The organism is Poseidonocella pacifica, from assembly GCF_900111875.1.
GTDB classification, from domain to species: domain Bacteria; phylum Pseudomonadota; class Alphaproteobacteria; order Rhodobacterales; family Rhodobacteraceae; genus Poseidonocella; species Poseidonocella pacifica.
Map to the genome: position 1 here is coordinate 43123 of NZ_FOJU01000002.1, position 25895 is coordinate 69017.

Genomic DNA, 25895 nt, shown 5'->3' on the forward strand with positions numbered 1-25895 from the left:
ATCATCAGTTTTCCGATTTTGGATATAAATAGATCTCCGCTTTCCCAAGGCCAGAAAGCCCGCGGGCGCGTCACACTCGAAAATTGACCTTTGGAACAGGCAGCGTTGTCTCAGTGTGTCTCAAACTGCCTCACTCTGAGACAGTTGGGCGGCTCGGACGCCCATCCGATCAGAGCTCTTGTTGCGGGAACCTCACCCGTCCCGCAGGCTTCGTAGTGAACTTATGTGGCAGCATGCCGCAAACTACGGGAGGAGGAGTTCATGTCACCTACACGCGACGAACAGCATTGGATGTATCGCAATATGGTCACGAGCCGTCGGTTCGAAGAGGCCATTGCCAAGATCTATTTCGAAGGCAAGACCCCGGTTTTCAACATGGCCAACGGGCCAATTCCGGGGGAGATGCACCTGTCCGATGGACAGGAGCCAGTGGCCGCGGGGGTCTGTGCCCATCTGACCCCCGCGGATGTGGTCACGGCCACGCACCGTCCGCACCATCAGGCCATCGCAAAGGGCGTTGATCTGAACAAGATGGCCGCCGAAATCTTTGGCAAGGCGACGGGACTGTCCGGCGGTCGGGGTGGGCATATGCATATCTTTGACCCGGACGTGAACTTTGCCTGTTCGGGGATCATTGCCCAGGGCATGGGGCCGGCCGTTGGTGCTGCCTTGTCGCGCAAGATGCAGGGCAAGCCCGGCGTGGCCGTGGCCTTTGTCGGCGAAGGGGCAGTCAACCAGGGCGGCTGGCACGAGGCGATGAACCTTGCCGCCGTGTGGAACCTGCCGTTCGTCTGCGTCATCGAGGACAACGGCTGGGGCATCTCGGTCGCCAAGAAGACCGCCAGCGCCGTGGCCAGCAACGCCGAGCGTGCGGCGGCCTATAGCATTCCCGGCAAACGTGTCGAGGGCAACGATCCATACGCCATCTACGACGCTGCGGGCGAGGCAATCGCGCGGGCGCGGGCCGGAGAAGGACCGTCGCTTCTGGAATTCGAAACCTACCGTCTGGCCGGACACTTCATGGGCGATGCTGAGGGTTACCGGCCCGAAGGTGAAAAGGACGCGCTGTTCGAAAAGGATCCGATCCCCAAGATGCGTGAACGGTTGAAAGCCGACGGTGTCGCCAGCGAGGCCGAACTGGACGATATCGAAGCGCAGGCAAGCCAGCGCGTCGATGCCGCCATCACATTTGCCCGCCAAAGCGCGGACCCCGCCCCCGAAGATGCGCTCACCCGTGTCTTTGCCGCGTAAGTTTCAGGGAGGAGACAAAAATGACCAAACCGAATGAAAGAAAACTTACCATCGCACGGTCGATGGCCGAAGCGATTGCGCAGGAAATGCGCATTGATCCGAGCGTTTTTGTGATGGGAGAGGACATCGGCCCCTTGGGCGGCGTCTACGGCAACACCCGCGGGCTGATCGAGGAATTCGGCGACGAACGCATCCGCGACACGCCGATTTCCGAAACCGCCTTTATCAGCGCGGCGGTCGGCGCGGCGCAGGACGGCATGCGGCCCGTTGTCGAGCTGATGTTCGTCGACTTCTTCGGCGTCTGCTTTGATGCCATCTACAACCTGATGGCCAAAAACACCTATTTCTCGGGGGGGTCATTCAAGGTGCCAATGGTGCTTATGACCTCCACCGGCGGCGGCTACTCGGACGCAGGGCAGCATTCGCAATGCGTCTATGGCACCTTTGCCCATCTCCCAGGCATGAAGGTGGTGGCTCCGTCCAACGCGTATGACGCCAAGGGTTTGATGACCGCGGCCATGCGCGATGACAGCCCCGTGGTTTATATGTTCCACAAGGGGCTTCAGGGCATGGGCTGGCTTGGAACTGAAGCAGGGGCGACGGTTCATGTGCCCGAAGAAAGCTACACGGTCGAGATCGGCAAGGCCAAGGTCGTGCGTCAGGGCAAGGACGTCACCATCGTCAGCCTTGGCATGGGGGTGCATAACGCGCTCAAAGCGGCCAAAACGCTCGAATCGCAAGGTGTCAGCGCCGAGGTCGTGGACCTTGTCAGCCTTGTGCCGCTGGACCGGGAAACCATCCGTGCCAGCGTGGCCAAGACCGGACGCCTGATCGTCGTGGACGAGGATTACATGAGCTATGGTGTCTCGGGCGAGATCATCGCCTCGGTCACCGAACATGACATCTCAGTCCTTAAAGCGGCACCAAAGCGCGTGGCCTTCCCTGACGTGCCGATCCCATTCGCGCGGGTGATGGAGCAGTATTGCCTGCCCAACCCAGACAAGATCGTTGCCGCCTGGGATCAGATGAAAGCCGCCTGAGCGACTTAAAAAAGCGAAAACTAATCCAACGGGGTCGCCATCGGCGTCCCCGGCCAATGAAGGAATGCGAAAATGGCCACAGATATCGTTATCCCATCGGATCTTTGGGAAGAGGACGAGGAATGCGTCATCACCTCATGGTTGGTCGATGATGATGGCAGCGTCCAGGAAGGCGCGCTGATCGCCGAAATCATGACCGCCAAGGTGCAATACGAAATCAACGCACCGGCAACAGGGACCGTGAAAATCATCGAAGAGGCCGATGCCGTCGTCGCCAAGGGCGCGGTCATCGGAACAATCGAATGAGCACGGTTGACCTGACGAATGAGGTCAAGGTCGTCCCGCTGAAAGGTATGCGCGGGATGATTGCGGATGCGATGGTCAAAAGTCTGGCCACCGCCGCGCAGTTGACCCACCATGCCAGCGCCGACGCCTCTGCCCTGATGGTCGAAAAAGCGCGGCTGGCAGAAGCCGGTACCAAAGCCTCGGTCGAGGATCTGCTGATGCTGGCGGTGGTCCGGGCGTTGAAAAAACACCCCGAAGCGAATGGCCGGGTCGAAGGGCGCGACGTCAAGACCATGGAAAAGGTCGATCTGTCGGTGGCCATCGCGCTGCCGGGAAACCTGCTGGTTGCCCCTGCGATTTTTGGTGCCAGTGATATGGATGTGTCCGAGCTGCGCAGCGCACGGCAGGATCTGGCGGCGCGCGCCAAGGCCAACAAGCTGAGCGTCACAGAGATGACAGGCGGAACTTTCACTGTCTCGAACCTGGGTCTGACGCGGGTGGAGCACTTCACCCCGATCATCAACGCCCCGCAGATCTGCATCCTGGGCATTGGCCGCATGACCGACCGCGCCGTGCGTGGCACGGATGGCGGGATAGAATTGCGGCCGCATGTCGGGCTGTCGCTCACCTTCGATCACCGTGCTCTCGACGGCGCGCCGGCAGGCGATCTGCTCACCACGATCTGCGAAGAAATCGAAGGTTTTGCACCGTGATCTGTGTGGAATTCCAATCCGCCGCCGACGGTGTGGCGCGGGAAGAGGCGCTGTTTGCAGCTGGAAAACCTGCATTGCTGTTGTGGCGGTCGGTCGAGCGGGGCATCGTTGTGCCACGCAGCCGCGGGCGACGCCCGGGATTTGTGGGGCTCAGCATGGCGGCGGCCCGTGCCGGTTGGCCGCTGATGTTGCGCTCCAGTGGCGGCGGGGCGGTGCCACAGGGGCCGGGGACGATCAACCTTGCGATCATCACCCCGATGCCTGTTGGTGCGCGGGTCGAAGAAGGCTACCGCCTGATCTGCGGCGCGATTTCCGAGGCGCTGATGCGGTTCGAGGTCGCGACCGAAACCGGGTCCGTCGACGCGGCCTTTTGTGATGGTGCGTGGAACGTCACCGTGGGCCAACGCAAGCTGGCCGGTACCGCGCAGCGCTGGCGGCCCATGGGAAACGGCCAATCCGTCGCCCTGATCCATGCCGCCATTGTCGCGGCACATCCGCCTGCTTCGATCTGGCCGGTTCTTTCACAAGTCGAGGCGCAGGCCGGGGGCATCACCCCGCCGAGAAGGGAAGTGCATGTGGCGCTGGACGAGCTTTTGCCCGCCGCAATGGCCCCCCATGCGCTGCAAGGCGCATTGATGCGGGCCGCCGAGGACCGCCTTCACCACCTGCCACGCCGTAGCCTCGACGGCGCAGCTGCAGCCTGACATCACCATCCTGTCCTGAGCAGAGGGCAGGCGCATAATCAAAGGGAGGAAACCCATGACTTACTATTCCGTTCTCGCTGTCACCCCCAACGACGATGGCTGGATCCCCGACTATCTACCTGTTGCCGGGTCGGTCATCGCCAGACATGGCGGCAAATACCTCGCGCGGACCACAAGTCACGAGCAGCTTGAAGGGCAGGACAGCCCGGCCGGGCTGCGGATCATTCTGGAATGGCCCTCCGAAGAGGCTGCCAAAGCCTTCATGGCCGACCCGGAATATGCGCCGCATCTGCAAGCGCGCACCGCCGGTTCCGACAGCGTGCATTTTCTGATCGCGGGCAAGGACGACCTCGCCTGACGCGAAAAAGGCAGCCCGCGGTTTGAGGAAGCCGCGGCTGCCTGCGCCTGACCAATCCCAAGGGGAGGAGACCCTATGAATATCCGTTTCCACCGACAAAAGAAGTCGAAGCAGGACCATATTGGTGTCAGCCGCCGCATGTTCCTGATGACCACGGCCATGGCGGGCGTGACCACCAGCGCGATGCTGGGCAGTGCCACCCGCAGTCTGGCCGCGCCGCTTGACGCGGGGCAGGATGCCACGCTGCTGCGCATGGTGCAGGACATCTATCCGCATCCCGAGCTGCTGGAGGTCAGCCATTACGAAGGCATCGCCGCGACAGTCATCACCAATGCCGAAGCAGATGTGGCGACTGCCAAGGACCTTCGCGACGGGCTGGCCCGGATCGATGCACAGGCCGAAGCTCTGTTCGGCACGCCCTATACGGAAATCGCAGACCCGGACGCCCGCGAAGGTGTGCTGCGCAAGTTCCAGCATGACGGGTTCTTTCAGGGTGTCCGGTGGACCGCCTATTTCGCCATCTACAACAATGTCGATGTCTGGCCGCTGTTTGGCTACCAGGGCTCTTCGGTTGAATATGGCGGTTACATTGATCGCGGGTTCTCTGACATCACCTTTGTTCCTCAGGGCCCGACCCTTGAAGAGCGCATGGCCGCAGTCAAAGGGTGAGGGAGCAGATCAATGACAGAATTTGAGAAAACCGACGACTCTGTGGTCGTGATCATCGGCTCTGGCGCGGGTGGCGGAACGGTCGCCAATGAGCTGGCGAAAAAGGGGATCAAATCCGTGGTTCTGGAAGCGGGCAAACGGCTCGATTCTTCGGACATGGAAAATGACGAATGGACCATGTTCCAAAAGATCTCATGGCTGGACAAACGCTATTCGGCGGGCGGCTGGCACGGATCGGTCAATCACCCGAACCTGCCCGCGTGGATCGTCAAAGGCTATGGCGGGTCTACCGTCCACTGGGCCGGCGTTGCGCTGCGCTTTAAGGAGTTCGAATTCAAGACCCGCAGCACATATGGCGCTGTCGAGGGCGCCAATGTCGAGGACTGGCCTGTCAGCCTTGAGGAAATGACACCTTGGTACGAAAAGGCCGAGATGAAGATGGGCGTTACCGGCAAGACCACCGGCATGCCGCATCTGCCGTGGAATAACGGTTTCCGCGTGCTGGCCGAAGGGTGCCGCAGGACGGGACGTACGGATTACAATTCCGGTCCGATGGCGATCAACTCGGTCGAGAATGACGACAGGCCGGCCTGCCAACAGATCGGGTTCTGCATGCAGGGCTGCGCGATTGGCGCCAAATGGTCGACCATGGTGACCGAATTGCCGCGCGCCGAGGATTCCGGCCTGTCCGAGATCCGTACCGACGCCATGGCGCTGAAGATCGAACATGACGCGAGCGGCAAGGTGACAGGCGTACTCTATGCGGATGCCGAAGGCAACCAGCATCTGCAAAAGGCGCGGGTGGTCTGCGTGGCGGGCAACTCGATCGAAAGTCCGCGTCTGCTGCTGAACTCTGCATCCGAGATGTTCCCGGACGGGCTGGCAAATTCGTCAGGACAGGTGGGCAAGAACTACATGTGCCATACCTCGACCGGGATCTACGCTGTGATGCCCGAAAAGGTGCATATGTTCCGCGGCACGTCTGTCGCGGGGATCGTGGGCGATGACGTCAAACACGAGCCCGCGCGCGGCTTTAACGGTGGCTACTATCTGGAATTCCTCTCATTGGGGCTGCCTTTCATGGGCGCATTCCTTGAGCCGGGCAATACCGGCTGGGGGCGCAGCTTTTCCCGCGCGATGGAGCAATATGACCATATGTCCGGCGTCTGGGCGCTTGGCGAGGATCTGGCGCAGGAACAGAACGGCGTCACATTGCATGGCAGCGAAATGGATCAACACGGGCTGCCGGTGCCCATCGTCGCCAAGACGCCGCACAATAACGACCATGCCATGACGGCGCATATGGTCGAGTCCACGTCGCAGATCTACGAATCCGTTGGCGCGACGGACATTTACGAACTACCGCCCTATCCGGCCAGCCACAATATGGGCACCAACCGGATGCATGCGGATGCGGACAAGGGTGTGGTCAATGCCTACGGGCAAAGCCACGACATCGACAACCTCTTTGTCTCTGACGGCAGCCAGTTCACCTCGTCCGGGGCGTGTAACCCGACGCTGACCATCGTCGCGCTGGCCATCCGTCAGGCGGAATATATCGCTCAGGAAATGAACGCCCAGAACATCTGAGGCAAAGGGTTCCTCCCTGGTGCGGTCGGGTTTTCGGACCCGGCTGCATTGGGAGGCAACAGATCCGAGCGTGCAGCCCAACTGCGCGGCGGTCCCGCTCGGCCAACATCCAAGGAGGAGAGACCATGACCAATTTCCTGAAACCGCTCGCCATTGCTGCGGCATTGGCAAGCCCGCTGGCCGCAAATGCCGAGCTTCCCGGCATGCGCGGCACCCAGCATATCGGCATCACCGTGCCCGACGTCGATGAGGCTGTCGAATGGCTGGTCGATGTCATCGGCTGCGAGTCGTTCTATTCCTTCGGGCCCTTTGGTCCGTTCGAAGATGACTGGATGACCGACAACCTCAACGTCAATCCCCGCGCCGTGATCGAGATGATCACGATGGTCAAATGCGGCAACGGACCGGCGCTGGAGGTGTTCAAATACACCTCGCCGGACCAGAACCCCGAACCACCGAAAAACAGCGATATCGGCGGCTATCACATCGCGCTTTATGTCGATGATATTCGCGAAGCTGTGAAATACCTGCGCGACAATGATGTACGCGTTTTGGAGGATCCGCATCCGCTGACGGACACAGGCTCTGAAGGGCAGGAATGGGTCTATTTCCTGTCGCCCTGGGGGATGCAAATGGAGATCGTCAGCTATCCGGATGGCATGTCCTACGAGCAGACCACCGAAATGCGGTTCTGGGATCCGCGCGGCTAAGACGCGGATCACCCAAAAACCACGCCCCGGCTGGTGACGGCCGGGGATCATGCGTAAAGGAACGGTCATATGAAATCCGCGTCTCGCACCGTGCTGCATGCCGCCCATGGCAGGGTGATGGCATTGATGCTGTCACTTGCAACGATGATTGCGCCGCAAGAGGCGCGGGCTCATTTCAGCTATTCGGATCCGCGCATCATCCATGTGACCGAAAATGCAGATGGCAATGTCGAGATTTTCATGCGGATGCCCGTGCCCCTGGCACTGCTTCCCGAAGACTGGAAAGGCAACGCTGAGACGCGGTTGCCCCCTTTTGCCGTTTCAACCGGTAACAGTGCTGCGTTGGACGTGTCGGCATTGGACCTGACCAATCCTGAACTCGCAGCCGTGCTTGAACGGTCGCTGACTGTTCAAATGGATGGCGAGACCTTGCAACCTGTCTTGCGTGCCTTTCGGGTCTGGCACGACAGTGACCGCCCCCGGTTCGGCACGGCCAAGACGGCGATTGCCGCGTTGGAAAACAACTCAGAGCCCAAGCCGGTCCCCTATTTCGATGCTACGCTCGACATCCGATTGGCGCTGCCCGGCATCAATCTGAACCGCGATATGCGCCTGACGTCCAGTCTGGGCGAGAATTTTCAGGTCATTGAGAAGTTCGGAACGGTCGTCAAATTCCACCGAAGCGAAGGGACCGAAACCAAAGCAATCATCGGCGTTCTGGATGTTTCATTCCCGCCTGTCACGACGCGTTTGCAAACCCTTCGCAATGCAGCGCTTAGCGGGGCGGAACATATCTACCTCGGCTTGGATCATTTGGGGCTTATTCTGCTGATCGCTCTGGCCGCAACCGGCTGGAGACAGGCGCTCGGCTGGGCGTCTGCCTTCACACTCGGTCATATCATCACGCTTGCGGCTGGCCTCTATGGGGTCGCGCCTGCGGCCAGCTGGTTCATTCCCGTGATCGAGATCGGGATTGCCCTGTCCATTGTCCTTGCCGGTGTTGCTATTTTTCTTAAGGCAAACAGCGCGATCGGGTGGGTTAGCCTATTTTTCGTGGGGTTGATCCATGGTTACGGCTTTGCCGCCTCTGCCGCGACCGCGCTGTTTGCAGGCGACTTTGATCCTCCCGTGTTGTTGGCTTTTGCTGCGGGCCTTGAGCTATGCCAATTCGCCATTTACGCGCTGGTTCTGCCAGCGATCCTGATTTTTGACCGATACATGCCCATGACACCGGTTTCTTGGCGGCGTGCTGTGGCCCTCGGGATTGCGCTGTGTGCCGTGTTCGCCACGCTATCTCGCCTGTCAGTAGTGTCGGGCGCATTTGCGGTCGCCTAACCCTGCGCGGGCCGAGGCTTAATCTGGGCGTATGATGCCATGCTGTTTCATCTTTCGGTGGATCGTCGCACGACCCATGCCCAGGGCGCGTGCTGCCTGACTGACGTTCCAGCGCGCACCGGCGAGCGCATCAGTGATCATCGTGGCCTCGTCATATCCATTGTGTGAAATTCGCGCGCAGGGTGCCTTGCTCTGAGGCTGCGGTACGAACTGAATAAGCCCATTCAGATCAACTCCTGAGATCCGACGTCCATCACCTGCGATCAAAGCCTGCTGCAGAACATTGCGCAATTCCCGGGCATTCCCCGGCCAGTGATGGGCGCACAGCCTTTCCATCGCCTCGGGGGCAACTTCAACCTCTACACCGGCCAGTGACGCAGCAAGGTCTGTGGCAAGGCGATCCAAGCGTTCACGCGCCGCAAGAGGCGGCAGTGATACCACTGTCCGAGCAAGCAAGAAATACAGATCGTCCCGAAAAGCGCCTTGTCCAACGGCATCAATCAAAGACCGGCGGCTTGTCGCAATGATCCGTGGCACCCCGTCGCTGGCTGGGATTGGATCGAACGCATCCAGAACCGAACGAAGACCGGCCTGCGCAAATTTTGGCATTTCGTCTACGTTTTCAAAGACCAAAGTGACAGGTCCAAGGATGTCGGCACAAAGAGCCCCGGCAACGCGGGCCTGATCGACCAGCGTCTGAAAATACACCCGATCCTCTGTCGTGTCATCGAGCGATGCGCAGTCAACCGTCATCACCTGTGTCGCATTCAGGCGTTCGCCTTCGACCAGCGCGGCCACGAGGCTTGATTTTCCAGTGCCGGACGCGCCTTCGATCACAAAGGGAAGCGCGCGTCGAAAACAGGCCTTCGCCCGGGCGCATATTGCCGCCATCTGATCGCTGCCCTGTGACAGTCGCCGAAACGACGGCCCAAGCCGTCGGCGTATCGGTTCGGGCGCATCGGCCTTTCTGGCAGGACGCCATCCGGGCTGTGCGCCGACGCCCAACTGATGATTGCGCGCCGTGATCAGCAGCGATGATCCACCTTCCCGGCGTACGCTGACCACACGCTCCGGAACCTTGTCGAGTATCGCAGCATCCGCGCCAAAGACCGTTTCAAACGCTTTGCCCTTCAGCTGTGCCGGGTTGTCCGCGTCTGCCAGCAGATGCGCACGCGCCGTTGATCCAAGGATGATGCCGTCCTCGTTCACAGCCACAAGTTCATCATGTTGCATCAGGTCACGGCCAGCTTGGGGCGCGACCCCCAGGATCATGGCATCCTTGAACTGCCGTTCGAACAGCAGGCGTTGCACCCGGTCCGCGGCAGTCCCCAGCAATTGCCGTGCGAAAAGATAATCCGCCTTGTTGCCGCGGTCGATCATCGAAAAATTCACCGCGCCAATGATCCGGTTTTCCGCATCAAACAGCGGAACCGCCGTGCAGGAGAATGGCTGCAACAAAGCAAAGTAATGGTCTTGACCGCGTACGGTAAAGGCCTCGCCTTCGGACAAAGCCATGCTGACGCCATTTGTTCCCGCAACGCGTTCGTCCCAGCACGATCCAAAGGCAATGCCGTTTTGCTCGAAAATCACACGGCCTTGTTCCGGTCCTTCCAGTCGAACCAGAACACCGTCGGTATCTGTCAGCACCATACAGGCGCCGGTCTCTGCGGCGATGCCAGAGAGTTGGCGGAAGATGCCGTTGCGCCCGCCGGTGCGTTCGATCATCTCCTCCAGCCGGGGCGCGACCTCGGTGCTTTGCATCCGCAAGATCGGGCGCGCGGTGTCACGGGCAAGCTTGTACTTGCGCTCGCAACGCTCCCAAGAGGCACCAAGTGCCGCCTCGACGCCGGGTCGTGGTGAAATCCCTGTCATATCTCCTCCGCTCTGCGAATATACAGGCAGAAGGCCGGTGTTGGAATGATTTCCTCACCTACGGTTTGTAGGCGGTCTCGGCCCCCGATCTATGTTTAGCGGCGAAGGGCGGAGGAGGTTTTATCAATCGTTTGCATGACCAGTCTCGCATGAGACGGATCAAGCGCAGCCGGATGCGGGTCGTTGAAGCGCCCGGCGTCATTGTCGAAATATTTACCCGAGGCGTTGGCGAACTCTGCGCTGGTCGCCGTTGCCGTGAGAATGTCCGCGCCGATCTGAATATCATTGCCTGCGACGCCAAAGCCTTCCTTGACCATCTTCGACGCCAAAAGTGAACCTGGGTTCACCGCAATCGCGACGGGGCCATTCGGATGCTCGCGGGCAAACTCACGTGTCCAGATGGTGATTGCCAGCTTGCTTTGGGCGTAAGCCGCAAAATCATCCAGCTTGGTCTTGCCCGCCATGGCCTTCACGTCAATCGGGGCCTGAGCGGCCGAGGACAGGTTCACAATCCGCCCGTCTGCGGGGATGATGGACAGCAGGGCATTGGTCAGCACATAGGGCGCAAAGGTGTTGACCATGAATCGCAGGTCCAGCCCCTCGGGCGTTTTGGCGTCGGGCACTTTGTAGACGCCGGCATTATTGATCAAGACGTCCAGCTGGTCATGGCGCGCGGTCACATCAGCGGCCAGCTTTTCGACCTCTGCCATGCGGGACAGATCGGCGGCATAGGTTTCGACCCCGCCGCCCAGTTCCTTTGCCGCCGCGTCCAGTTTGGATTGGCTGCGACCGTGCAACAGGATTGTGTGACCCAGATCGGCCAGCGTCTTGGCGGTGCGCAGGCCAATGCCGTCAGTCGATCCGGTGATGAGAATGGTCTTGGACATGGGACGGTTCCTATTCAGCGAAGTCTGGCAACAGATCGTTGGCCAGACGGTTCAATGTGGTTTCGATATCCGCACTGTTAAAGCGCAGGTTCAGGGCAACGTGATTGATGCCCAAAGTTTGAATTTCACGCAGGTAGTCGCGCAAGAATGTGGTTCCGGACTGAAAACCCAGATGGATCGGGCGCGGCGCGGCATCCGCATCTTCCAGCACATCGACATACAACGATTGCATGACCGGTTTGTCCGGCCCGCCGTGTTTCGCGATGCGGCTGCGATAGTCGGCAACGACGCGTCCTTGTGATTGCGCATCACGTGGATAGGTCATCCAACCATCGCCGTTCCGCGCGACCCAAGCCGGGTCTTGTTGGCTACCGCCGGTGATCAGCAGCGGCAGACGCGGGCCGGTTGGTTTCGGCAACATATCCAGCCCACCCGACAATGTGCCGTGGCTGTTTTCGATTCCGGGATAGGGATCGACGAGGCTGCGCATGTATGCGACACTATCGCGGAACCGCGCGCCGCGATCAGGAAATGTCATGCCCATGGCCGGATACTCCTCGGGCCGGTCGCCTGACGCCACGCCCAGCAGCAGCCGACCGCCCGACATCACATCGACCGAGGCTGCCGCCTTAGCAACATGGGCGGGATGGCGCAGCGGCAGCACGACGCTGGCGACGCCCAACGCAATGTTGTGCGTCGCCATGGACAGCGCGCCGAGGTACACAAACGGATCATAAATCTGCCCGGCATCGCCAAAGCTGGGCACGTTGAACGGCACATCCCGCAGCCAGACCGCCGCAAATCCCAGGGTGTCGGCCAGTTGGGCCCGCTCGATATGCCGGTCCATGGTCGGGACGGGATTACTGCCATGTGCTTCAATCGGCGCGACGATACCCACAGTCATCCGACCGGGTTTGAAGGTGGCATTATAGGCGCGGTTGATCGTGGCAAATGGTTTGGCGTCGGAAGTGTCAAGCATAGGGGGCTCCGGTCAATACCGCACCAAGGTGCGGCTTTCGATGCTCTGGCGGATGGTTGTCACCGTGGGGTCTTCGATCAGATCGATGGCACTATGAGCGACCGACGGGCGGCCCGCGTTGTCATAGATGTTGAAAAACACCACCTCATCCGGCGTCATCCGAGACTGATAAATCCACTCGTGTTTGTCATTCGCCGCAAGTCCCATGATAGACCCGCGCCGGTCCGGATAGATCAGATCAAGCGTGATCCAATCCTGTGCGGCGACACTGGCAGGCCGAACAAACCCCAACGGCGCAGAGTTGATCGGGTGGGCGATGGGACGCCAGACATTGACAAAGGCATAGTGGCCCGTTGCCCATTCAGCGGCCTCCTCGGCTCCGAGCAGATCGATCAGCCGCTTTTCCGCGCCCTGAACGCTATAGTCGCTGTGAACGTTGCGCGCGGGTTTGCGGATCGCATCGGGATCATCCGTGCGGACCGTGTGGTCAAAGATCACGACCTCTTGCGCGCCGATCCGGCGTTTCAGCAGATCGGTCAATTCCGCATCATAAGTGGCTTGCCACGCATGCGGTTCGCCAAAGGTCCTCACCGTCGAAGGGCTGCGGTCAAAGGCAACGCCATCGATGGCAAAACTGGCTGCAGCACCTTGGCGCAAGTCATACAGGGCGATTTGTGTTTCCACCAATTCGGGTGAAATCAGATTGCCGACAATGCCGCCCGCGTCGATTTCAAAGGCTTGCCGCCCCGGGGCATGAACGTGGTAATTGACGTGGCCAGTACGTGCCATGGGAGGCTCCTGTCTTTGCGGTGAAAACGAATCCCCGCCCGTTCGGGGAAGGGCGTTTTGCCTGTCAGGCAAGGTCATCTTTGCCTTCAATGATGAAGTGCGACGAAGTCGAGCCCTCGGTGCGCGCCTTGAGGTGGGGCGCATAGTCCGGATCGTTGACGAAAGCCAATGCCGCCGCTTTGCTTGGCCATTCGATGATGATCCGCAAGGCGGCCGGTTGCGCATCGCCTTCGACCTGTTCGTGGTCTGTTGTGCGCGCGATGTATTTGCCGCCATGCTTGGTCATTATTTCCAGGGCCGGGGCAAGATAGCCGGGGATCCAGTCTTCTTTTGTCGGGGTCACGGCGAGAACCGAGTAGCAAGTCATGTCTTTTCTCCCAAGGTGGTTTGGATGCCGCAATCGGCACATCGGAGAAAATACACATTGCGAAGACTCTATAAATGCGCGAATTTGCGATTCATAATATCGATTTTGGATATAAATGATGGATACAGCCAGTTTGCGACTGTTCGTTCGCGCAGCGGAGAAGCTCAATATCGGTGCTGCCGGGCGCGACCTTGGCCTTGCCCCTGCAGTTGCCGGCGCGCATCTGGCAAAGCTGGAAAATGCTATTGGCGCGGACCTGTTGCACCGCACAACGCGCAAGGTGTCTTTGTCACTTGAAGGGGCAGAGTTTCTGCCCTTTGCGCGAGAAATCCTTGCTCAGGAAGACGCCGCACGCGCCGCTCTCGGCAAAGGGCACGCCACCCCGCGCGGCACGCTGCGGTTCACCGCACCCAGTACGTTTGCGCAGCTTTACATCGCGCCAATCCTGCCGGAGTTTTTGCAGCGTTATCCCGAACTGACACTGGATCTGCGGCTGTCGGACAGTGTGTTCGACTTGATCGAGGGCAGCTTTGACCTTGCGATCCGAAATTCCGCGCTACAAGATTCCAGCCTCAAGGGCCGCAAGCTGGCGGATGACACCCGCGTGTTATGCGCATCACCTGCCTATCTAAAGGAACACGGCACACCCTCCCATCCGCGCGACCTTGCGCAGCATCAATTGATCGCATTCAAGAATCAAACGGCACGCCCCTTGATCGGGCCGGATGGTCAAAAAGAGGCGTTCGACCCGAGTGCCGCCGCCTGCCGACTGGTTCTGGATGATGGATTAACTCAAAAGCTGGCAACAATCGCTGGCGCCGGCATTTCGATGAATTCGCTCTGGAGCGTCGGTAAGGAGCTCGCCACGGGTGACTTGGTTCAGGTCTTGCCTGACTTTGAGGTCGCTGAAAAGACGGTCCTTTGGCTGGTCTATCCAAAATCGAACGTCCTTTCGCCAAAAGTCCGTGTATTCATGGATTTTTTGATCGAGAAGGTGATGAAAGCCGCGTCCTGGGGGCGTCTTTAGTCTACCGAGTGTCGGGAAGTATGCAGATCAAGTATCACTTCTCAATCGGTATAGACGGTCTTGTGTATAGAATCTGAGGCAACAAGCCCATCTGTAGAGAATGCACCTGATCTTCCTTGGGCCGTCAAACGGACCAGGTGAAGCCGGTGGCCTGTTCGGACATATCCCACAGTCGGGCCATGACGGGTTTGTCAAACGCGTGCGACTCCAGCGTGCCACGGCCCACGGGGCCGACGAATTCCATCCGGCCGGTCGGGCCATACAGCGCGCGCTGGTCCAGCCCGTTTTCGGTGGCGCACATGACTTCGGGATAGGCTCCCTGTTCGGCGGTCTGCACCATGGGTGTCTTAGTCATCAGCCACCACGTGAAACGCGTCATGAGACCGCCGCTGGTGCTGATCAGCGATGTGGCCGACGAGCCGGGGTGGCAGACGTAGACCTCCACCTCGCGACCGGCGGCATTGACCCTGTCCTGAAGCTCGTAGGCGAACATCATCTGCGCCAACTTGCTCTGGCTGTAGGCGGTGTTGGCGCCGTAATCCTGCTTCCAGTTGATGTCGTCGAACTTGATGGTGCGCAGACCCATCTTGTAGCCAAGGCTGGCGACCACGACGATGCGGCCTTGCGATGCTTCGATCCGGTCGAACAGCATCCCGCATAGAACAAAATGCCCATAGTGGTTGGTGCCCAACTGGCTCTCGAACCCGTCCACGGTCAACTGGCGCGACGGCACCTGCGCGATGGCAGCATTGCAGATCAATCCGTCGATACGCGGGACCGTGTTCAGCACCTCCTGCGTGGCGGCACGCACGCTGGACAGGTCCGACAGGTCCATGCGGATAAAGCTGACGTCGGCCTGCGCGCCGAATTCCTGTTTGAGATCCTTGATGGCCGCGGTCGAGCGTTCGGCGCTGCGGTTCAACATCACCACTTTCGCACCACGGGTCAGCAAGATGCGCGCCGCCTGGAACCCCGCGCCCGCGTTGGCCCCGGTTATGACATATGTCTTGCCGGAGAGAGGGGTAAGGCGTTCCGGCGTCCATCCCCTGGGGCCAAAAGTCATGTCTGCCATGTATCTGTTCCTTTCAAAGATCGCACCGTATGGCGGCCTGGTTGAAATCGTAGATAAATCTCAGGGGATATACGGAACAGGCGCGATCCTCGCGAATACTTGCCTGATTGTCTCGATACCATTGCGTGGAGGTGTTCCCCCGCATTACATGCAGTCCATGAGCAAGCACACCATCAGGCAGATCATCGAAACCCGGATGCCAAGGGATGGCATGATCCAGACCGGCATCAAAGGCGTCCAGTTGTTTCGTGCGACCGAAGCAGTGCCCTGCGCCCCGGCGGTCTATGAGCCTTGTGTCATCGCCATCGTCAGCGGCGGCAAGGAGACAATTCTGGACGGGCAGCGCTATGTTTATGACAGCAGCGAATATCTGTGCTGCCCGATGTCCATGCCGGTAGAGGCCGGGACGCCCACCGCCTCCGCCGAGAACCCGCTATATGGCGTTTATATCGCACTTGATCAGCGCCATATGAGCGAACTGACCATCGAAATGGAGGCTTCCGGCAGCCGCATCCCCAGAGCCGAGAGCACCCCACGGGGCATTCGGCTGGCGCGTTGGGACAATGGCTTCCTCGACGCGCTCCTACGACTGGTGCAGCTTTGGGAAGATGCAACAGACGTTGCCGTGCTTGGCAATGCGAGGCTGCGCGAGCTTTACTATGCCGTTCTGAAAGGCGAAGCAGGAGCGTTCGCCCGGGAGACTTTCAGCCCCGGCAATGCCATCGCGCGTTCCATCGCCCATGTGTCGTCTCAGCCGGAGGCGCCGGTATCCATCGACGACATGGCGAATCGCGCAGGCATGAGTCGCGCCGTGTTCCATCGCAAGTTCAAGCAGGCAACGGCCATGTCGCCCATCCAGTTCGTGAAATCCATGCGCATAAACAACGCCGCGATGAAGATCGCAGGCGGCATGACCGTTTCAGAGGCCGCGATGGAGGTCGGCTACGTCAGTGCCTCGCAGTTCAGCCGTGAGTTCAAACGAATGTATGGCCAGTCGCCAAGGCAATGGAGCGACACGCATCAATTGCCTGTGGGCGAGGAGTGAAAGGGTGATCGGCAAAATTAAGGTTGAGCAAGCTGCGATCCGGAGATCATTTTGATCTGCATGCATCTGCTCCTGACCGTGAAGAGCATGACGACATCCGTGATTGGAAGGTATCCCCCACTCCTGTCTTGGCGCAGATCGAAGAAGCTCACACACTGCTGGTGAAAACTCACCAGAATCAAGACTTCGGATCTGACCGCTTCGCGGTAATTCCCCCGACTTGCCAAACTTTTAGCACAGGAGAGCCAATTTGGCGCCACTCAAGGATCGGCCCAAGTCCGTAGGCTGGTTCCCTTACAGGCCCTACAACGCAACGGCGGCGAAGGGCAGCTTACGCGCGCCGCATCGCGGCATCAGGCTATTCTGCCCAAAGGCGGCTGAGGGCCGTTCGCGTCGATCGACACCAAGGGCGGGAAGCGGCCGTTCTCCGCTTTGCAGCATGAATTTAATAATGCCGCTAAAGCGGACCTTGAAATGACCCGAGAGACCGTTATCAAGCTTTTGGCACATTTACATGAGAATGTGTCGAGATCTGATCAGGTGAAGAAGAGCGCATTCAATATCCGTACTTTTCTTTTCTATCGCGAAACGCTTGTGGTCCACCTTCCATAATTTCTGTGATTTTGTCGCAGACCTCTTTTGTGTCGATTGCCCCCCCACAGGCAACATCTCTTTTTGCGTTTTCACTTACGTCTAAACCAAGAACGAGTTCCGAGGAACCGTTCACAACGATGTTTGCGTTGTGGCTCGCAAATATGATCTGCCTGTTCTTCTTGGCATCGTGAAGCTTCTCGGCAAGGTCCGACACGATCTTATTGTCGAGATCTCCTTCTGGTTGGTCGACCAGAAGTGGCCCCCCCGGTTGTTCCAGCAACATAAACAATAGTGCTGCTGCTCGCTGGCCTTCCGACGCTTTTTCAAATGATATCTTTCGGTCTCCATCACAGTAAAGCAAGGAGATGTCATCGCTTGGAACCGCAGTGGCTATCGCCTCAACCCGCTGAACGTCCATCAATTCAACACATCGTTCGACAGCTCTTGATGTTGCCCCGGTAGCTTCAACCAGCGCCTCCATCTGTGGTGGCTTGCCACTTTCAGATTGCGAAAGGATATGCCACCGCAAAGCGGCCAATGCATCGGTCCTCAAGCTGTCGAGGGATGGCCAAGCCCCTGATTTCTTTAAGTACTCGTCCGTTTGTTGAATTCTCGTTGCCTCTTTTATGTTTGCCTTCGCCGTGAGAGCCTCAACGGCCTCATGAATAGCGGTCCAGTTCGCGTCAGCCTTAAGCTGAGCCTCAATCCTATTGCCCGATAGCGTCTCGATTTTGTTGGCCCATTCTCTGGTTTTTCCGCCCTTTTGTGCGACGGCTTCTTTCAACCCGTCGACTGCTGACTTTAGCTTTTCGAACCATTCATCAGCTGAACTCGCAGTGACTGAAAGTTCAGCTATTTGTTTGAGAACGCCCTGGAGTTCGACTTGGAGATTGGAAATCTGGGCTGTAGCTGATCGGTGCTCAGTGAGTTTGTTCATGGCCAAATCACGCGCGACTTTCGCCTCATCGAGAGCGATGTCGATATCTGCGCCACCCTCCACCATGGCATCTCGGTGTTTTCCAAGCTCAATTCCAAGCGCTTCGATACCACTCGAAAATTCGGCATTGAATTTATAGAATGCCTTTTGAAAGTTTCCAGCTTCTGGCAACTCTGAGCTCAGGTCTACGGGCTTCCTTGACGTCTTCCAAAGCTGGGTGACTTCCTCCATAACCGAAGCCACTTGGGCTTTCGCTTGTTGCCTCTTAGCCTCAAGCGCGGATAGCTTTTCATATCGAGAAACGGTTGCTTTGTCAGCATCGGACAATTCAGGAAGCGTCTTTTGCAATGCCCCAATTCGCTGTTCTAAAGAGGCCTTTGAGGCAGTAAACTTACTAATCTTTGCCTCTATCGCCCAAGCCGATGAAAGCCCTTGGATGGCTTTCCGGACGCGCATTCTGGATGCATCAATTTCTGCATTCAACCGTTCATCTTCACGTTTATACTCTTGGTCAACAAATTGCAGCAGGTCTGAGATGTGCGTACGCTTGCCGGCCTGCTTCCCAAGCTCGGAGAGTTCTCCCTGACTATAAACAACGGCAGGGAAAAGTGTGCGGAGCTCTTTGGTGCTTAGTTTCTGGGTCGTGCCGTCAGGGTAAGTTATGTCAGGCTGGTAAGCGTTCGATCCACCACGACGGACTTTGAATTCTGCGCCATCTTGAGTGACACCAACTGACAGTGTTGCACCTTTTGCGATTAACGTTTGAGAAATAAGTTCTTTTAGCCGGTCTGCCCCAGAAAATGCGTCCTTAGGCAAATCGTAACAACTGCGACCCAGTCCAAACGCCACATATTCAAGCAATGTGCTCTTACCGCTACCCCTCCCGCCGATGAAAGAGTTTAGTTCAGAACTGAGGTCTATCTGCCGATCTGTAAGAATTTCCGACCCGCTCACCTCAATGAAATTAACACTCAGCGTAGGTGTTAGGGGAGGTTCGATTGAGATGCGAGATCGGTGCCCCAAAAACGCTTGCCTGATCGCCTCAGCGGTAGGTGCAGCAAGCTTAATCCAACAGCTATTTGTACCTGCCTTGGAAAAGTCCGCAGACCGGCCATCTGATGTGGGCAAGGGATAAACGAAACGATTTCCCCAGATGTCTTCTTCACCTGATAAGCGCCTCTTGTTCTTTCCGCTTATCGTTTCAATATTCTGCCCTCTATCGAGGTACCCCCCCACATAAGACATAGACTTGAAGTCTGCGTGAGATCCTTCAGTTAAGACGGTGTGCTGACCTCCCTGAGAGACATTTGGCAGAACAATAAATCGTCCCTGAAGTTCCGGGACTACATCAAGTCGTTTAGATATTTCAGGATACGGAAAATCAAGTTGTGTGACTTTAGGCCCCTGCCTTCCATTCACATTCAAGGATGGGATTGTAATTCCCAATTTAGATTGTGCCTCAATGCGCCAAGCCTTCGAAAGATCAGCGTCAAAAAGGATCAAACATTGCACACCGTTGCGGCAGGTCAGCTCCATTCCAGGAAATAGCCATAGGTCAAATTTGGCATCCTCGGAAAGCCTCTGAGATATAGCCAACTGCACATATGGTATCATCACCATTTCATGATGGTCAGTGATCGCTACAGCTCGCAGATCTCTCTTTAGACAAATATTAATGAAATCATTCGCCCATGCTATCCGTGCAGCATCTACATCGGATTGTGTTGCTGGACCATTGTCAGTTTCGTCTCCCAACCCGACAGGTCTCTTCCCATTCCAATTGGGATCTCGTGGAGTATGGAGCTGAAAGTCACATTTTCGCCATGACGCAAAATTCATTGAAGTCTTCTCAACTTTAGAAATTGGTGTTGTCATTAATCGGGCTAATTTCGAGCGCTCTGGTAGTTAAGGCGGCTATTGAGAAGTTGTACCTTTAATCATCCCATCGCGCAAACGACAGCTTGGGACCATTCACCTACTGCTTAAACAGGACGACGTTTGAACCACCGTTCGAAAATGCGACTGCGCCTTCGTTGCGAATGGTGCTGATTGCTTCTTCGAATGCGGCTCGGTCGTCTTCAAAGGGATCGTCCCAGACGATAGATGTCCCGTGTTCTGTCACAACTTCCAGCGACCAACCGTCCCCGCCTTCGAGTTTGTAGATCTCCACCTTAAATGGCACCCCATCCTCAACGATGCGCTGCGAAGCGCTGGAAATGACAAGATTGGGTTCGCGTTTCATCTGAATACCTCTTTGGCCTGCCGCAGATGATAGAAGCACTGATCACGGAAGCCAATGTCCGAAAAGTTGGATGCGATCGCAGCATATTGTACAATCGACGAAAGGCCGCTGTGGGCCGTTCGCGTTGAGCTAAGAATGGGCCAGGAGGAGCCGCGCTCTACTCACGCCACTGTGGGAGGAAAACACCCGCCAAGATATTGATGTTGTTGACCTCCGGTATTCGTTGGGAAAAAGGACCGGAACAACGTCTCCCCAGTAGGGAGCTGACGAATTAATTGCTGAGCACTCGACGTTGCTGAAATGTTCATTGTACACCTCGACGCCGCGACGCCGCGACGCCTAATCGCACAAACGCAGCGCTGATCACTTTATTCCGCCGTCCAAATTTATGGGTTTAGCCAGCGGTCGGGAGCCCCAAAATTCTTTGGCCCCCCGACATCTGCATATCGAAACAGGTTACTTTGAACTACAGGCTATTCTCCTTTGAGATGATTTTAGTATCGAAAGCTGCCATGGTCAGCTTTCTGGGAAAGTCGTGGGCGGGCACAGAGAGTCTCGGGGCTCAAAATCAGGCGGTTTGCGCCTGTCGATCATCGCATATGGGATTGATCAAATCCCGCAGCGCGCTGCTTGTCAGCGATGATTTTTGAGTATCTTGCTTTTGTCCGGCCGTAGTCGGCCAACCAAACCGAACGCCTCCTTTCTGCATGCAAGAGATTTTCCCGAGACCGCTGCGAAATGCTTCACATCGATCTTGATGAGTAGATGAATACGTTTGGTCCGATACGGAAACATTTTTAGACCGAAACGCGCTATGCCCTCCGAACACGCCGTCTCTTGTAAAAGGCAGACCCTCCAAGTGCCCCCCGAACGACAATTCTCCTAAAGGTGCACAAGTGAACCGTGCGGATCGTATTGGTCGGCACACTGCATCCTGATGGTCTTAGACGGCAGTAGAATCGTCTCAGGGAAAGCGAGTTTCCAATTTTTTCAAAAACTTCTTCGTCATGGGAATTTTGGCCAATCTCTTATCCAGAAGCCATCAAGAAGGACGATACGCAATGAAGAGAAAATTGACAGACACCGCCATCGACTGATTTTCGCGCCCTCAGAGTGAGGCGCGCAACTCAGCAGATGACGATCACATGAACCTCCAAAACATCCTGACCGCCGGGACGAAACCTGGCAACTTTTTTCAACAGGAGGCACCATGTACTACAACAAGATCATCCCCGACCCAAAGCTCACCAAATGCCAAGGAAGCGAACACGCGTTTCGGGCGTATTTCCAAGACAACGATGAAGCCCTCGGCCACGCCGCTGTGCTGCTCGGTGGGCGGCGCGGCGCGCGGCTTATCAATGCGGTTCGCGAGGCGCTGAGCCACCACAGGCCATTTACCCGTCGTCTGCGCCGTCAATTGCTTGAGCTGCGGAACCTTCTGTTCCTCGAATACGCTTACAATGACGATTGGGGCGATGACTCGGGTTTTGCACTGCTCGAACCCGACGATCCGATTGTTCCGGAAATCTGCCTCCTCGCGGATGGCTTGGAACAGGCTCTCCAGGATGCGGGGGTGTTCAAATCCGATCCCGATCAAGCAGCGTGATGTATCTCCCCGCGCCTCGTCACCTTGGCGACAGCGTGGGGGTCTCCCAAGAAAGGTGTGAGCACGCGCATTTTTCTTCTTCGTGGATTCGCAAAACGACCAATGTCATTGGTACCAGCAAAAGCCCCCTTCCGATCCAAACACAAGGAGCACATCGGCAAACCAACCACCTCCTCTCATGCCGGATTTCGTGACGCCGCAGAATGGCACCCACCCAAAACAATCCAACCACATGAACAGGAGGTCCCACATGGACACCACTAATGAAAACATCGCACAGGCCGCATATGACCGGATCGCAGATACGGAGCAGCATCTGCGCCGTCATGGCGCTGCCCTGTGCAATCTGTTCGACGCTTTCGACGCGCCTTCGGGCTTTGATGCGCTTTGCGATCTTCATGGCATCTTCGGGAACCAGCACCCGGATGCCAAGATGATCAGGACAGCTCTTCAGGAGATCGAAACATTTCTGGCGAAGCAGACATCGCAAGCTGCAGATGCTGCCGCGCGGGATCGTGGTTTTGACGCGTCTGGTGCCCTGCGCTGGCATGGTGCCCGGATCAGTGAACTACATGCGCGGTTCTGCAATGCCGACTGACACCGTCTCGGGCTGTCAGTTGCAACACGCTCGTCGTCGGGGTCCCGACCCCGACGAGGGCGACTCTCTCCAACAAGATATCTGCGACATCTCAATGTGGCTTCTACAGAAATTTCGGGTGCCGTTTGTCCATCTCTGGGTGGACCGACACCCGTATCAGCAAGGTAGGGAAATCGCATGTATTTCGGTCATGCAATGGCAGCATCACTTTGATCACTTGGCCGCTGCGGCAAAGGAGGCGTTCCTTGCGCTCGGATATCAGCTCCTGGACCTTGGGGATGCCCTGATCCCTTGCACTTGTTGTGATGGTGGACATTCGCGACACGAGGCCCTCATAGCCTATACGCGGATAGAGGCCGCGCTACGCGCACGAACAACAAGCCGTACATAGATCAGACATGACATGACGACAAATGGGGTGGCCTTTGGCCGCCCCATTTGCGTTCCTGCCCCCGAAAATTTTCTCAGATCGGGGGGGGCTTGCCCTTTGAGGCAACTAATCGCCCTGACCTATGGACACGACCGCTCCATTCAACGCGCCTCTCGCATGGCAGCCACACTGTTCCCGACCGCCCACCGGTCAGGTTTCAACTGCGGCACATCCGCCCAGGAGCAATGGGTTTGCCTCCCGTGTTCAGGAGAAATCCAAACAATAGAAGAATTTCTTCGAATTCGGTTTTGGACGACACTCCTACCGCACAATATTCCTTGGGACAGAGTCGAACCTTGGGCATCGTGTTTCAGGGCTTAAACCGCGACAACCGGGCGTTTCTGCCCGGTGGTCACGTTATGCTTCCAAGAATGGCCAAAAAACCACCCAAAAAGGACAATTAGTCCTTTCAGTTACATCTGACAACTGACACTAACCACTACATTTCGAATGTCCGCAACTGGCGCAGATCATGCATCCTTCGACCATTCTCATGTCAAATTGACCACAGCTGGGGCAAGCTGGTCCCCTTGGCTGATCGAGGTTCACGACTTGCGCCTGCGGATCGCTTTTCAGGCCAAGACCTTCGGCTTCGATGACACCGATTGAGACCATGTGCCGCTCAAGGACACCGCCAATGGCTGCGAGTATCGATGGAATGTACTTGCCTTGGATCCATGCCCCGCCGCGCGGGTCGAACACGGCCTTGAGCTCTTCTACCACGAAGGAAACATCCCCACCCCGCCGGAACACAGCCGAAATCATCCGTGTAAGGGCGACAGTCCAGGCAAAGTGCTCCATGTTCTTGGAGTTGATGAAGACCTCAAACGGCATCCGACGGTCCCCAACCATGATATCGTTGACGGTGAGGTAGATCGCATGCTCGCTATCGGGCCATTTGAGCTTGTAGGTCATTCCTTCAAGCGTCTGAGGGCGATCCAGAGGATCGGCCATATAGATTACATCCGCCCCTTGATCGGCCTCTGGAGCCTTGTCAGAGGTCTCAGACACGCTGAGGACCGAGCCAGTCACATCGTTCGGGCGATAGGTGGTACAGCCCTTGCACCCCGTCTCGAACGCTTCCATGTAGACGTCCTTGAATCCTTCGAAGCTGATGTCCTCGGGGCAGTTGATCGTCTTGGAGATCGAGCTATCGACCCACTTCTGCGCTGCCGCCTGCATCTTGACATGCTCGAGCGGCGCTAGGGTTTGGGCATTTACGAAGTAGTCGGGGAGGTCTTTGTCTCCAAACTTCTCCCGCCACATCTGGACGGCATAATCGACCACTTCCTCTTCGGTCCTTGATCCGTCCTTCTGCAGTACCTTGCGGGTGTATGCATAGGCGAATACCGGCTCGATCCCCGAAGATACGTTGCCTGCATAAAGAGAGATGGTCCCGGTGGGTGCAATTGACGTCAGGAGGGCATTGCGAATGCCGTGCTCTGCGATCTCTGCACGCACGTCCTCGTCCATCGCCTTCATTGTCCCGCTCGCAAGGAACGCATCTGCATCGAACAGCGGGAACGCGCCCTTTTCCTTGGCCAGTTGCACGGAGGCCCGGTATGCCGCCCGCGCGATTGCATGCAACCAACGCTCGGTTTGCGCCGCAGCTTCGTCCGACCCATAGCGCTGACCCACCATCAACAACGCATCCGCAAGCCCGGTCACGCCGAGGCCGATCCGGCGTTTCGCCAGCGCTTCCTGTGCTTGCTGCTCAAGAGGGAAGCGCGAAGCATCGACCACATTGTCCATCATGCGAACAGCGGTTGCGACAAGCTCTGTGAGCGCTTCATCGTCTAGGGCAGCGTCCTTTTCGAAGGGATCTTTCACCAACCGGGCGAGGTTGATTGAACCGAGCAGACAAGCGCCATAGGGCGGCAACGGCTGCTCGCCGCAGGGGTTCGTCGCCGCAATCTGCTCGCAGTAGCTCAGGTTGTTGGCTTGGTTGATGCGGTCAATGAAGATGACGCCAGGTTCGGCGTAGTCATAGGTGGCTCGCATGATCTTGTTCCAAAGATCACGCGCCTTGACCGTGTGATAAACCTTGCCGTCAAACTGAAGGTCCCAGCTCCCGTCGGCCTTTACTGCCTCCATGAAAACGTCGGTGACCAGCACCGAGAGATTGAACATGCGCAGGCGTGCGGAGTCGGATTTAGCCGTAATGAAATCTTCAACGTCGGGATGATCACAGCGCATGGTCGCCATCATGGCCCCCCTGCGGGACCCTGCCGACATGATCGTCCGACACATGGCATCCCACACATCCATGAAGGACAACGGGCCCGACGCATCCGCCGCGACGCCTTTGACATCCGCGCCACGCGGGCGGATCGTGCTGAAGTCATAGCCGATGCCACCGCCCTGCTGCATCGTCAGCGCGGCCTCTTTGAGCATGTCGAAGATGCCGCCCATGCTGTCCGGGATGGTTCCCATCACGAAACAGTTGAACATCGTCACCGAGCGTTCCGTCCCTGCCCCGGCCGTGATCCGCCCGGCGGGCAGGAACTTGAAGTCCTCAAGCGCGCTGAAGAAGACCTCTTCCCAATGCTCGGGATCCTTCTCCACCGTCGCAAGCGATCTGGCAATCCGGCGCCAGCTGTCCTCGACAGTTTTGTCGATCGCGGTACCATCGCTCTTCTTGAAGCGATATTTCATGTCCCAGATGGACTCGGCGATGGGGGCAGCAAAGCGGGTCATAGGGGGTGTCCTCTTGGTCGGCGGGGCGTCAGAATAGCCCTGATTGGGCGACGAATCCAGTTCGTCGAGGCAAGGCGTCGAAGGACGCGAGAAACCAT

Annotated in this window: 23 protein-coding genes; 14 read left to right on the forward strand and 9 right to left on the reverse strand. The window is 57.6% G+C overall.

Translation table 11 applies throughout. The features are described 5' to 3' along the window. The first annotated feature begins 261 nt into the window (after nucleotides 1-261). From BM234_RS05380 to BM234_RS05425, 10 genes are all read left to right on the forward strand, one after another. Entirely contained in the window at nucleotides 262-1251 is a 990-nt protein-coding gene (locus BM234_RS05380) for a thiamine pyrophosphate-dependent dehydrogenase E1 component subunit alpha (protein ID WP_245752520.1), read from the forward strand. 20 nt (nucleotides 1252-1271) lie between these two features. Further along, complete coding sequence (locus BM234_RS05385; RefSeq protein ID WP_092061463.1) at nucleotides 1272-2291, forward strand: alpha-ketoacid dehydrogenase subunit beta; 1020 nt, start codon at nucleotides 1272-1274, stop codon at nucleotides 2289-2291. Nucleotides 2292-2363: 72 nt separating this feature from the next. Beyond that, nucleotides 2364-2597 (forward strand): biotin/lipoyl-containing protein, encoded by a 234-nt coding sequence (locus tag BM234_RS05390; RefSeq protein ID WP_092061465.1) that lies wholly within the window; start codon nucleotides 2364-2366, stop codon nucleotides 2595-2597. Then, nucleotides 2594-3289, forward strand: coding sequence for a 2-oxo acid dehydrogenase subunit E2 (locus tag BM234_RS05395; protein WP_092061468.1), 696 nt, complete (start codon nucleotides 2594-2596; stop codon nucleotides 3287-3289). Before BM234_RS05390 ends, BM234_RS05395 begins: the two co-directional genes overlap by 4 nt. Beyond that, complete coding sequence (locus BM234_RS05400) at nucleotides 3286-3993, forward strand: lipoate--protein ligase family protein (protein ID WP_092061470.1); 708 nt, start codon at nucleotides 3286-3288, stop codon at nucleotides 3991-3993. Before BM234_RS05395 ends, BM234_RS05400 begins: the two co-directional genes overlap by 4 nt. 55 nt (nucleotides 3994-4048) lie before the next feature. Next, entirely contained in the window at nucleotides 4049-4351 is a 303-nt protein-coding gene (locus tag BM234_RS05405) for a DUF1330 domain-containing protein (protein ID WP_092061473.1), read from the forward strand. 75 nt (nucleotides 4352-4426) lie between these two features. Beyond that, entirely contained in the window at nucleotides 4427-5020 is a 594-nt protein-coding gene (locus BM234_RS05410; RefSeq protein ID WP_092061476.1) for a gluconate 2-dehydrogenase subunit 3 family protein, read from the forward strand. A 12-nt stretch (nucleotides 5021-5032) separates the two neighbouring features. Beyond that, on the forward strand, nucleotides 5033-6610 hold the full coding sequence (locus tag BM234_RS05415) for a GMC family oxidoreductase (RefSeq protein WP_092061479.1): 1578 nt from the start codon (nucleotides 5033-5035) through the stop codon (nucleotides 6608-6610). Nucleotides 6611-6735: 125 nt separating this feature from the next. Continuing rightward, entirely contained in the window at nucleotides 6736-7320 is a 585-nt protein-coding gene (locus BM234_RS05420; RefSeq protein ID WP_092061482.1) for a VOC family protein, read from the forward strand. 69 nt (nucleotides 7321-7389) lie between these two features. Next, nucleotides 7390-8655, forward strand: coding sequence for a HupE/UreJ family protein (locus BM234_RS05425; RefSeq protein ID WP_092061485.1), 1266 nt, complete (start codon nucleotides 7390-7392; stop codon nucleotides 8653-8655). An 18-nt stretch (nucleotides 8656-8673) separates the two neighbouring features. Here BM234_RS05425 and BM234_RS05430 read toward each other — a convergent pair whose 3' ends face one another. The 5 genes from BM234_RS05430 to BM234_RS05450 all read right to left on the reverse strand — a co-directional run bounded on the left by BM234_RS05430 (nucleotide 8674) and on the right by BM234_RS05450 (nucleotide 13549). Further along, the gene (locus BM234_RS05430) at nucleotides 8674-10527 is read right to left on the reverse strand and encodes a sigma-54-dependent Fis family transcriptional regulator (protein ID WP_092061488.1); all 1854 of its coding nucleotides are present in this window, start codon (nucleotides 10525-10527) and stop codon (nucleotides 8674-8676) included. Between the two features lie 95 nt (nucleotides 10528-10622). Beyond that, nucleotides 10623-11414 carry an SDR family NAD(P)-dependent oxidoreductase gene (locus BM234_RS05435; RefSeq protein ID WP_092061491.1) on the reverse strand — a complete coding sequence of 264 codons (792 nt, stop codon included), beginning with the start codon at nucleotides 11412-11414 and terminating at the stop codon, nucleotides 10623-10625. 10 nt (nucleotides 11415-11424) lie between these two features. Next, on the reverse strand, nucleotides 11425-12393 hold the full coding sequence (locus BM234_RS05440) for an LLM class oxidoreductase (RefSeq protein WP_092061494.1): 969 nt from the start codon (nucleotides 12391-12393) through the stop codon (nucleotides 11425-11427). 12 nt (nucleotides 12394-12405) lie between these two features. Next, the gene (locus BM234_RS05445) at nucleotides 12406-13182 is read right to left on the reverse strand and encodes a CmcJ/NvfI family oxidoreductase (protein WP_092061497.1); all 777 of its coding nucleotides are present in this window, start codon (nucleotides 13180-13182) and stop codon (nucleotides 12406-12408) included. 64 nt (nucleotides 13183-13246) lie between these two features. Continuing rightward, nucleotides 13247-13549, reverse strand: a complete 303-nt coding sequence (locus BM234_RS05450) for a DUF1330 domain-containing protein (RefSeq protein WP_092061500.1) — start codon at nucleotides 13547-13549, stop codon at nucleotides 13247-13249. 118 nt (nucleotides 13550-13667) lie between these two features. Between BM234_RS05450 and BM234_RS05455 the strand changes: the two genes are divergently transcribed. Continuing rightward, nucleotides 13668-14576 carry a LysR family transcriptional regulator gene (locus BM234_RS05455; RefSeq protein ID WP_092061502.1) on the forward strand — a complete coding sequence of 303 codons (909 nt, stop codon included), beginning with the start codon at nucleotides 13668-13670 and terminating at the stop codon, nucleotides 14574-14576. A 124-nt stretch (nucleotides 14577-14700) separates the two neighbouring features. Here BM234_RS05455 and BM234_RS05460 read toward each other — a convergent pair whose 3' ends face one another. Continuing rightward, nucleotides 14701-15648 carry an SDR family oxidoreductase gene (locus tag BM234_RS05460; RefSeq protein WP_092061505.1) on the reverse strand — a complete coding sequence of 316 codons (948 nt, stop codon included), beginning with the start codon at nucleotides 15646-15648 and terminating at the stop codon, nucleotides 14701-14703. Nucleotides 15649-15805: 157 nt separating this feature from the next. On the opposite strand from BM234_RS05460, the gene BM234_RS05465 reads away from it, so the two are divergent. Then, nucleotides 15806-16693 (forward strand): AraC family transcriptional regulator, encoded by an 888-nt coding sequence (locus tag BM234_RS05465; RefSeq protein WP_092063198.1) that lies wholly within the window; start codon nucleotides 15806-15808, stop codon nucleotides 16691-16693. A gap of 556 nt (nucleotides 16694-17249) precedes the next feature. Here the strand turns inward: BM234_RS05465 and BM234_RS05470 are convergent. Together BM234_RS05470 and BM234_RS05475 are read right to left on the reverse strand one after the other, a co-directional pair. Further along, nucleotides 17250-20099, reverse strand: a complete 2850-nt coding sequence (locus tag BM234_RS05470; RefSeq protein ID WP_342714642.1) for a TrlF family AAA-like ATPase — start codon at nucleotides 20097-20099, stop codon at nucleotides 17250-17252. 100 nt (nucleotides 20100-20199) lie between these two features. Further along, a complete protein-coding gene (locus BM234_RS05475; RefSeq protein WP_092061511.1) occupies nucleotides 20200-20466 on the reverse strand; it encodes a hypothetical protein in 267 nt (88 codons plus the stop codon). A 1210-nt stretch (nucleotides 20467-21676) separates the two neighbouring features. On the opposite strand from BM234_RS05475, the gene BM234_RS05480 reads away from it, so the two are divergent. Together BM234_RS05480 and BM234_RS05485 are read left to right on the forward strand one after the other, a co-directional pair. Then, a complete protein-coding gene (locus BM234_RS05480; protein WP_092061515.1) occupies nucleotides 21677-22072 on the forward strand; it encodes a hypothetical protein in 396 nt (131 codons plus the stop codon). Between the two features lie 250 nt (nucleotides 22073-22322). Then, on the forward strand, nucleotides 22323-22670 hold the full coding sequence (locus BM234_RS05485) for a hypothetical protein (RefSeq protein ID WP_092061518.1): 348 nt from the start codon (nucleotides 22323-22325) through the stop codon (nucleotides 22668-22670). Between the two features lie 862 nt (nucleotides 22671-23532). Here the strand turns inward: BM234_RS05485 and BM234_RS05495 are convergent. Next, nucleotides 23533-25797, reverse strand: coding sequence for an adenosylcobalamin-dependent ribonucleoside-diphosphate reductase (locus tag BM234_RS05495; protein WP_092061523.1), 2265 nt, complete (start codon nucleotides 25795-25797; stop codon nucleotides 23533-23535). Nucleotides 25798-25895 lie beyond the last annotated feature (98 nt).